This window comes from Burkholderia sp. 3C, assembly GCF_054589155.1.
Window position 1 is genome coordinate 156,611 of record NZ_BAAILN010000119.1, and the last position, 5,963, is coordinate 162,573.

Here is a 5,963-nt window from a genome sequence, read left to right on the forward strand (position 1 = left end):
GCGGGCAGCACGATGTTCATCTCGCGGCGGAACATCGTTTCCATTTCACGGCGTACCCGCACCGCTTCCTTGTTCGCATCGAAACTCACATCGCTCCAGCACACGGTCTGGCCTGCCTTGATCGGACGCTGCAGCACCATGTTGTGAGCAAGCCCGATCGGCAGGGCGCCGCGCATCAGCGAATCCTCGGCCGGCATCAGCTTGCCGTAGACGGTAAAGCCGCCTTCGCCGTCCAGCCGTTCGCCAACGCGCAGATCGCGCTTGGCGGTGGCGGCCACGTCGCCATGCAGCATGCCGGTCGCGCCGGTCGCCTCGCCGCGCACGGCAATGCTGGCGATCGATACGCCCAATTCCAGGCCGATCAGGTGATACGGCTTGTACATGGCGGCGTAGCGGCCGCTGGCATCGGTTTTCAAGCCGTATTGTGCAAAGCAGTCCTTGACATACTGCGACGGCGCTTCGAACACGACATACACGCCCCAGCGCAGATCGCGAAACACCGGCCGCCCATCGCGCTCCAGCGACGACACGACTTCGACATTCCCCTTGTGCGAAAGAATGCCGCCGTCGCCCGTGGGGCGCAGGATGCTGGGCAGATCGTCGACGCCGCACGGCGGAAAGCTCAGGCCATCCGACGGCGGGCGCAGATCGCAGCCGTTCGAGACGGCCGCCATCTCCAGGGCGGACTTGGTGCCGTCGAGGAAGGAGTTGAACATCTGCGCGTTGAAATCGCCCGAGCCGACCTGTTCCTCGGTGAACCCGTAATGCCCCCAGACCGTATCGGGCGTCGATTGATGGTAGGCCGGAAGGTACTTCGTTCCCTTCCCAGCGCACACCACCTCGAAGCCGATCGTGCGCGCCCAGTCCACCATTTCCGCGATCAAGGCGGGCTGATCGCCCGATGCCATCGAATAGATGATGCCGGCTTCCTGCGCGCGCCGCGCCAGCAGCGGCCCGGCCAGCACGTCCGCCTCGACGTTGACCATCACGATGTGCTTCTTGTATTCGCAGCACAGCAACGCATGGTGGATGCCGGCCGCGGGGCTGCCCGTCGCATCGATGACGATGTCGACGTCGTCGCCCTTGATCATCGCGTCGGCATCGTCGGTGATGAAGGTGGTGCCGTGCTTGCGCGCGTCGGCCCACGAGGTGGCGGCATAGCGCGCGGCGTCCCAGCCCACGCGCTCGAGCGAGGCGCGCGCGCGTGCCGGCGACAGATCGGCCACGCCGATCAGATGAATGCCCGGTGTGCGCGGTGCCTGCGAGAGATACATCGAGCCGAACTTCCCGGCGCCGATCAAACCGACCCGTACGGGGTTGCCGGCTTCGGCGCGGGCGGAAAGTTTTGCGATCAAGGACATGCTTGTCTCCTGTGTTTTTGTGGCGATCGGATGGCGATGCGATGAACCGTGCATCGTCGGACGCAACCAAGATAGCACCGCGTTTTTTGCAATAGAATGCGCAAATCTACACATGCTCTGTGCACAAAATCACATGCGCGGTTTCGACTGGGATGACATTCAGGCCTTTCTCGCCGTGGCCCGCGCGGGCAGGCTGACCGTTGCGGCGCAGCAAATGGGCGTCGATCATTCGACGCTTAGCCGCCGTATCGCGGCGCTGGAGCGGGCCTTGAACGCGCGGCTGTTCGATCGGCGCAGCGTGGGGTTCGTGTTGACGCCGGAAGGCGAGCAATTGCTCGACGATGCCGAAGCGATGGAAAGCCTGACGCTGAAGATGCGCGAGCGCTTCGACGACCGCTCGATCGGCTTGACGGGCACCGTGCGAATCGGCACCCCGGAGGGGTTCGGCACGTATTTTCTGGCGCCACGGCTCGCGCGCCTGACGGCCACCCATCCCAATCTCGACATCGAGCTGGTGGCCAATCCTCGGTTGTTCAGCCTGTCGAAGCGCGAGGCGGATATCGCCATCACGATGTCGCGGCCGGCGCAGGGACGTGTTTATGCCGAGAAGCTGGTCGACTACACGCTGGGCGTTTACGCCTCGCGCCGCTATCTCGCCGCCACGCCGCCGATTCGACGCCGGCGCGATATGGTCGACCGCCCTTGGGTCGGTTATATCGACGACTTGATGTGGACTTCCGAATTGGATTATCTGCCGCAGGTCTCGGCCGGGATTGCGGCCCGCACGCGGATTTCGAACGTGATCAGCCAGGCGGGCGCCATCCGGGGCGGGGTGGGGCTTGGCGTGCTGCCGTGCTTCATCGCGCGCTCGGAACCCGAACTCGTGCGCGTCTTGCCCGACGACATCGAGCTGACGCGCAGCTATTGGCTCGTCACGCATGCCGACACCCGCGACGTCGCCCGCGTGCGTCTGATGCACGATTTCCTGCGAGCCGAAATCGACGATGCGCCGGATGGCCGGACCTTCTGGCAAGCGTGAGCGCGGCGCGGGGCGGCCATTGATTCGACTTGCCGCCTGGTATCGTCTTCGGAGGATTGCGCCGTTTCGTTCTATCCTTACCCGAGCATTCGGCGCTGGCTGGCGCGGATCGAGGCGTTGCCCGGGTTGGTCCCGATGCCCGATGCACCGAATGCCGTGAACCGGAAGTTCGGCGGCGTCGAGGCGAACCCGCCGCTGCCGGCCCTCATTCAACCAGAAGGAACCCCCCACCATGTCCAACCAAGCGCTTACCTGCGGCATCGACCATCTCGGCCTGGCGGTTCGGGATCTCGCCTCGACCCGGCAATTCTTCGAGCAATGCCTCGGCTGGAACGTCGTCGGCGAGCGGCCGGAATACCCGGCCGCCTTCGTGTCGGACGGGCACGTCACGCTGACGCTGTGGCAGGTAACGGAGCAGAACGCGCTCGTCGAATTCGACCGCAAACGCAACGTCGGGCTGCACCATCTGGCGCTGCGTGTCGCCAGCGAAGAAGCGTTGAATACGGTGTTCGAGCGGGTGTCCGCATGGCCGGGCGCGCGAATCGAATTCGCCCCCGAGCCGCTTGGCAAGGGCACCAAGCGTCATGCAATGGTGTACGAGCCGGGCGGTATCCGTATCGAGTTCGACTACGACACGGGCGTGGCGGCGAAGTAATTCGGTGCACGTGGCGGCATGGCGGCAACGCCATGGCGCCACGCGCATCACGCTTCGAATAGCGGACGCGCTTCGTCGAACACGCGCGCGACATACTCCGCCACGGTTCGAATCGGCAGATCCTTGCGATATCAAGACCCCGATGCACCCGGAAGCAACGCACGCCGTGCTCAACGGCATGCACCCGATGGACCGCATGGGCGAGGTGTCGGAAATCGTGGAAGCCGCGCTGTACCTCGAAAACGCCAAGTTCGTGACGGGCGAAACCCTGAACGTGGATGGCGGTCAGCACGCCGGCCGCTGGTAAATCGACGCACGGTGGGCGTCGCGAGGCGTCCTGCGCCAAGTGTCCTTACGCGAATGCAACGCGTGGCCACGTCGATGTCGGTTTGACCCTCGGTTGAACCGATGCCTCGACCCGAAGATTGGCGCCGCAGGTTGGCAGACCGTGCGGCGCAATGCATTTCACCATCGGAGGGTGGTATGCCGTACGTCAATATCAAGGTAACGCGCGAAGGCACCGCGCCGGGCGAATCGGCGACGACGCCGGCGCAGAAGAAGGCGCTGATCAAGGGCGTCAGCGATCTGCTGTTCGACGTCATGGGCAAGCCGCATCACACGACGTTCGTCGTGATCGATGAAATCGACCTCGACAGTTGGGGAGTGGGCGGCGTCACCACTCCGGAAAACGGAGAGGCGACGCAGGCTCGTGCGATTTACTTCGGCATGCTTGACGAACGCGCTTGCCGGTCGCCGAGCAGGTAATCGATCGAGATCTTGCCCGGCCCCCACGCGGCGACGCCGAGCGCCATGGCCGCCCAGGTCAGGTGGATCGGCCAGCCGTCCGGCACCGTCAGTTCGACCACGCAGGTCATCAGCAGCAGGCCGAGCCCGGCGAAGCGGGTGCCGAGCCCGAGCACCAGCAGCACGGGAAACCCCACCTCGCCGCATCCGGAGAGGAACGCGAACACGACGGGCATCGGGAACGGATACGGGCCGCCCGGCAGATGCAGCTTGAAGACATCCGTGAACAGGTCGACCGCCGTGTCGTTGAGTTGCAGGAAACCGCTCCATTTGAGGATGCCCGATTTCCAGAACGGCACCGCCAGCGCAATGCGCAGCACCAGTTGCACGAGCGACGGCTGGGCGATGCGCTCGACCACCCGGCGAGCGCATCCGACGGCTCGGGCAAGCGTGGCGAGCGGCATGCGCGGTTGGCTCCGTGAATCCGAGATCATGGTCAAGCTCCTGTACGAATCGAGGTAAAGGCGCCGGCGGCGATCATGCCGGCAAGGTTGGCGGCCAGGTCGAAGGCCGGATCGGCTTCGAGTGCATGGGCGGCGGCCGAGCCGAACGGCTCGCCGTCGAACAGCGCGCGCAGGAACGCGGCGCCGCCCGGCGGCAGGCGCGAGACGGTCACCGCGTCGTCCACGCGCGTGATCAGCGCGTCTTCCGGCGTGCTCGATACGAGCGTGGTGGTGGCGTCGTCGTCGCGATTCATGACGAAGATCGATACCGCGGGAAACCGCGAGGTGGCGATGCGCGCGGCGGCGTGGGGCACGAAGCGCAGCGCCATCAGCGCGTCGGGGGCGACCTGCGCCAGCGCGGCGGCGCTCAGGTGCGGCTGGTCCTCGGCGTGATACGCGTCGAGCCAGGCGCGCTCGATCCGCGCGACATCGGCCAGCCACGGCATCTCGGACGCGTATTCGTAGCGCTCGATGAACGGCGCGAACGCGTGGCCGTATTCGAACAGCAGCGGCGATTGCGGGGGCGTTTCGCGCACGTGAAAGCGCGCCATCGCCCGAAAGAATTCGACGCCCGTGATGCGCTGCACGGCCGGGTAGATGGCCGCGAGCGCGTCGATCAAGCTCACCGTCACGTTGTTCCGGTAGACGTTGTAGCGCTGCTCGACGCCCTTGTGGTCCGGCGCGATTGCGTCGATGGGCGGCGCGCAGGCGGGGTCGAGCAGCCCGGCCGCGAAATCTTGCATCGGTGCGCCGGGGACGGGTGCGTCATGACGCATGAGCGCGCTCCTGGATGGATGCGCCGCGCATGACCTCGGCGGCGCGCCGCGCTTCGGCGTGCAGCACGGGCCAGGCCGGCAACGCGCTGTCCCATTCGACGAGCGTCGGGATGCCGGCGGTGCGGGCGATGGTGGTCGCATAGAGCGCCCAGACCGGGTCGGCCACCGAGCGGTCGTGGCTGTCGATCAGCAGCGGTTCGCCCTCGTCGTCGCGTTGTTCGCTGTGCCCGGCCAGGTGAATCTGGCCGACGTGTTCGAGCGGAAACGCGGCGAGGTAGGCCTCGGCCGAGCCGCGCTGGTTGCACGCGGACACGAACACGTTGTTGATGTCGAGCAGCAGCCCGCAACCGGTGCGCTTCGCTACCGCGCGCAGGAAATCGACCTCATGCATCGTCGAAGAGGAAAATGCTACGTACGTCGAAGGGTTTTCGAGCAGGATGCGTCGTTGCAGCGTGTCCTGAACCTGATCGATATGCGCGCAGACCGTGGCGAGCGTCTGTTCCGTATAGGGGAGCGGCAGCAGGTCGTTGAAGAACGTGCCTCCATGCGACGACCACGCCAGATGCTCGGACACCAGCATCGGCTCATAGCGGGCGACCAGCGCGTGCAGCCGGGCGAGATGGCGCGCATCGAGCGGCCCGGGGCCGCCGATCGACATGCCGACGCCGTGCACGGATAACGAATGGTTGCGGCGTATCGCACCGAGCGCGCGGTGCGCGGGGCCGCCGTCGCCCATGTAGTTCTCGGCGTGCACTTCGAAAAACAGGCCTGCAGGCCGTTGCTCGGTTATCGCGGCGAGATGGTCGTGCTTGAAGCTGACGCCGGCAAGCGGGGGGAATTCCGTCATCGCTAACCGGGGATGGTCAGGCGCCATCCCCGCTCCTC

The 5,963-nt window shown here is 65.8% G+C and carries 8 protein-coding genes; 4 read left to right on the plus strand and 4 right to left on the minus strand.

What is annotated here, in order from left to right; all coding sequences use genetic code 11:
- On the minus strand, positions 1 to 1,361 hold a 1,361-nt coding region (locus ACYP33_RS23975; RefSeq protein ID WP_459624207.1), incomplete at its 3' end, for an NAD(P)H-dependent oxidoreductase.
- Positions 1,362 to 1,494: 133 nt separating this feature from the next.
- On the opposite strand from ACYP33_RS23975, the gene ACYP33_RS23980 reads away from it, so the two are divergent.
- From ACYP33_RS23980 to ACYP33_RS23995, 4 genes are all read left to right on the plus strand, one after another.
- Entirely contained in the window at positions 1,495 to 2,400 is a 906-nt protein-coding gene (locus ACYP33_RS23980; protein WP_459624208.1) for a LysR family transcriptional regulator, read from the plus strand.
- Positions 2,401 to 2,632: 232 nt separating this feature from the next.
- Complete coding sequence (locus ACYP33_RS23985; protein WP_459624209.1) at positions 2,633 to 3,055, plus strand: VOC family protein; 423 nt, start codon at positions 2,633 to 2,635, stop codon at positions 3,053 to 3,055.
- Positions 2,985 to 3,362: an SDR family oxidoreductase gene (locus ACYP33_RS23990; RefSeq protein ID WP_459624210.1), complete on the plus strand. Its 378-nt coding sequence runs from the start codon at positions 2,985 to 2,987 to the stop codon at positions 3,360 to 3,362. Before ACYP33_RS23985 ends, ACYP33_RS23990 begins: the two co-directional genes overlap by 71 nt.
- A gap of 176 nt (positions 3,363 to 3,538) precedes the next feature.
- Positions 3,539 to 3,820 carry a tautomerase family protein gene (locus ACYP33_RS23995; protein WP_459624211.1) on the plus strand — a complete coding sequence of 94 codons (282 nt, stop codon included), beginning with the start codon at positions 3,539 to 3,541 and terminating at the stop codon, positions 3,818 to 3,820.
- On the opposite strand, the gene ACYP33_RS24000 is transcribed toward ACYP33_RS23995, so the two are convergent.
- Genes ACYP33_RS24000 through bufB form a run of 3 tightly spaced genes read right to left on the minus strand, consistent with a single transcriptional unit; the run spans position 3,772 to position 5,925 of the window.
- Positions 3,772 to 4,263 carry a DoxX family protein gene (locus tag ACYP33_RS24000; protein ID WP_459624221.1) on the minus strand — a complete coding sequence of 164 codons (492 nt, stop codon included), beginning with the start codon at positions 4,261 to 4,263 and terminating at the stop codon, positions 3,772 to 3,774. The two genes, ACYP33_RS23995 and ACYP33_RS24000, sit on opposite strands and share 49 nt — an antisense overlap.
- 32 nt (positions 4,264 to 4,295) lie before the next feature.
- Positions 4,296 to 5,078: an HvfC/BufC N-terminal domain-containing protein gene (locus ACYP33_RS24005; protein ID WP_459624212.1), complete on the minus strand. Its 783-nt coding sequence runs from the start codon at positions 5,076 to 5,078 to the stop codon at positions 4,296 to 4,298.
- On the minus strand, positions 5,068 to 5,925 hold the full coding sequence (gene bufB / locus ACYP33_RS24010) for an MNIO family bufferin maturase (RefSeq protein WP_459624213.1): 858 nt from the start codon (positions 5,923 to 5,925) through the stop codon (positions 5,068 to 5,070). The genes ACYP33_RS24005 and bufB overlap by 11 nt, the downstream gene beginning before the upstream one ends.
- Between the last annotated feature and the right edge of the window lie 38 nt (positions 5,926 to 5,963).

Bases quoted from the DNA above. Each gene is read 5' to 3' on its own strand.
- ACYP33_RS23980 (WP_459624208.1), top strand. From the start codon at position 1,495: ATGCGCGGTTTCGACTGGGATGACATTCAGGCCTTTCTCGCCGTGGCC.
- ACYP33_RS23985 (WP_459624209.1), top strand. From the start codon at position 2,633: ATGTCCAACCAAGCGCTTACCTGCGGCATCGACCATCTCGGCCTGGCG.
- ACYP33_RS23990 (WP_459624210.1), top strand. From the start codon at position 2,985: ATGCAATGGTGTACGAGCCGGGCGGTATCCGTATCGAGTTCGACTACG.
- ACYP33_RS23995 (WP_459624211.1), top strand. From the start codon at position 3,539: ATGCCGTACGTCAATATCAAGGTAACGCGCGAAGGCACCGCGCCGGGC.
- ACYP33_RS24000 (WP_459624221.1), bottom strand. From the start codon at position 4,263: ATGCCGCTCGCCACGCTTGCCCGAGCCGTCGGATGCGCTCGCCGGGTG.
- ACYP33_RS24005 (WP_459624212.1), bottom strand. From the start codon at position 5,078: ATGCGTCATGACGCACCCGTCCCCGGCGCACCGATGCAAGATTTCGCG.
- bufB (WP_459624213.1), bottom strand. From the start codon at position 5,925: ATGACGGAATTCCCCCCGCTTGCCGGCGTCAGCTTCAAGCACGACCAT.